We start from the raw sequence: 2,631 nt of genomic DNA, 5'->3' as shown, positions 1-2,631 counted from the left end.
CCCCGCCGGGCGATCGCCCGGTGACGCCGGTCGTGCACGTGGATCCGCTGCCGCAGCTGCGCCGGCTCGTGCCGGCCGGCGAGCTCTACGACGGCCGCGGTGCCGACGCCTCGCCGGGCCGGGCGCTCAACGAGCGCCAGCAGGCCGCGATCGAACAACGGGTGCTGGCCGCCGCACGGCGCTCGACCAGCGGCTGGGTCCAGTTGGACTTCGAGGCGGTGCCCTCGCAGCGCGACAGCTATCACGCGCTGGTGAGACGGCTGCGCGCGGCGCTGCCGACGACGACGCGCCTGTCGGTGACGCTGCTCGCCTGGCAATGCCGCAGCAGCGCCTGGATGGATCCGATCGTCGCGGACGAGGTCGTGCCGATGTTCTTCCGGCTCGGCGTCGACCGGATGCGCTGGGAGCGCGAACTGGCCGCCGGCGCGACGGAACTCCACCCGCGCTGCCGCAACGAGGCGGCCGGGTTTTCGCCGCAGGACACGCCGCCGGCCGACTGGCAGCGGCGCTGGCCGAAGCGGTACTGGTTCAACCTGGCGCGCGGCAAGACGACCCGTTGGCCGCCCGAATGGGAAACGCGCATCTGGGGTGATGCCACGGCATCCGCGGCCGCGACCAGGCCTGCCGACACGGGCACCACGGCGGGCACCACCGCGGGCGCCACCACAGCCGTCCACACGACAACGCCTGCAACGTCATCACGCTGAAGAGGGAGACGAATCGATGACCACGACCCCCCGCGCCAGGATCCGCCTGACGACGATCACGCTGCTGCTCGCCGGCGCGGCCGCTGCGGGCCCGGCCCGCGCCAGCGGCTTCGACGGCGCCAACGACTTCGTCGCGGAGAGCCGCACCGAGATCCGGTTTGACCGCTACGTGCAGGGCCAACTGGGCGTGGTGCTGCCGACGTATTCGCGGCCGATGCTGTACACGGCCTGGCGCGCGATCGCGAGCGCGGACGCGCACCGTCCGCTGGTGCCGATCGCCGGCGAATGGCTGGACAAGGCCTGCTGTGACGCGGGTTCGGCGCCGTCCTCCTGGGAGCCCGAACGGCATCCGCCGGTGGCCGCCTGGCTGGCCGCGCGCAAGGAACTCGTCGCCGAGCCGCCTCGCTGGCGACCGGGCTCGATGAAGGAGACCGCCCCGCGTTCCTACGTCGAGTTCCTGAACTGTCCGGACGGCGCCTACGCCTTCGCGGTCGAGACGCTGGCCAGGCTGCGCCAGCGCCCGGACGCGACGCCCTCCCGCCTGCGCGCCTGGGTCGACGGCCAGGACCTCGTCTTCGCGCAGTGCGCGCCCGACCTCGCGGCCAAAGCCTTCCCCGCGCCCAAGACACCGCCCGTCGCGCCACCGCCGCTGGCGGACCTGCCGGCGAACGAGGCACTCGCCTGGCGTCAGGCGCGGCAGTACCAGCGCGCGGCGTCCGCCTTCTACAGCGGCGACTGGGCGACTGCCGAGAGCGGCTTCGCCGCGATCGCCGCCGACAACGGCCACCCGTGGCAGGCCTGGGCGTCGCTTGCGCGGATGCGGACGCTGGTGCGCGAGGCCACCCTGGCGACGCCCGGCCAGCCTGACGGGACCGGCGGTCCGCGACGCCTGCCCCCGGTGCTGATGGATCGTCTGCAGTCCATGGCCGCGCAGATCGCTTCCCACGCGGACTGGCCCGTGCAGCGCGAGGCGGCGGAGAAGCTGCTGAACCTCGTCCGCGCGCAGACCGATCCGGAGCGGCGCTTCGCCCAGCTCAGCCGCGAACTCGCCGTCCTGGACAAGGCGCCGGCACCGCAGTCGCTCGCGGACTGGGCCAGGATCGCGGATCACTGGCTGGACGGCGGTCCGGACGGCGCGCAGCGCACGCGTCTTCCTCAGGTGGACGCGCTGCCGGTGATGGACTGGATCCTTGCCTTCAAGGCCTGCGGTGCGTCCTCCACCGCGACCCCGGCGCCCGCGGTGCCCCCGCAGGCGGCCCGCTGGAAGGCGAAGCCGGAGAGCGTGCTGTGGTTGATTCCGGCGATGGCCTGCGCCGACGGCGCCAGGCTGGTCAAGGACGCGGCGACCTGGAAGGCGATCCAGGCGGCCGCCGATCGCGTGCCGGTGTCGCATCCGGGTTGGATGACGGTTCGCCTGGAGCAGGTCCGCCTCTTGCGCGAAGCCGGTGAGTTCGACCGCGCCCGGTCCCAGCTGGTGGCATTGACGGCGGCCCCGGGCGGACCGTCGACGACGGCGCGCAACCTGATCGCCGCGCAAGCGCTGAAGCTGGCGGTGACGCCGGTCGACGCATTGCCCTGGCTGAGTCGCGAGTACGGCGCCTGGTCGCGCTTCAACGCCGGCGAGGTGCCTTATCCCTACGACTTCCCGCCCCCGAAGCGACGTGCCCTGGCCTTCGACGGCGCGGAAGTGCTGGTGCGGCGCTTCACGCTGGACGAATGGAAGGCGGCCGCCGAGTCGACGGCCGTGACGCCGTCGGTGCGGGCGCAGGTGGCCTTCGGGCTGTGGTGGCGCGCGGACCTGCTGGGCCGCGTGGACCTCGCACGCGGCGCGGCGTCCACGCTGGCGACGCTGTTGCCACGCGCGGACGGCGAGGCCTTGACCGGTCCCTATCTCCGCGCGACGACGGACGCACAGCGTCGGGGT

At 73.6% G+C, this 2,631-nt stretch carries 1 protein-coding gene and 1 pseudogene; both read left to right on the top strand.

The window, feature by feature from the left end; all coding sequences use genetic code 11:
- A pseudogene (locus VF536_RS18205) lies at nt 1–707 on the top strand (hypothetical protein); the annotation flags it as partial.
- A 16-nt stretch (nt 708–723) separates the two neighbouring features.
- Nucleotides 724–2,631 (top strand): hypothetical protein (locus VF536_RS18200; RefSeq protein WP_331616275.1); only part of this gene is annotated, 1,908 nt, incomplete at its 3' end.

This window comes from Roseateles sp. (genome assembly GCF_036486225.1).
In the GTDB taxonomy this organism is placed as follows: Bacteria; Pseudomonadota; Gammaproteobacteria; order Burkholderiales; family Burkholderiaceae_C; genus Roseateles.
This window is presented reverse-complemented; position numbering and strand designations above follow the sequence as displayed.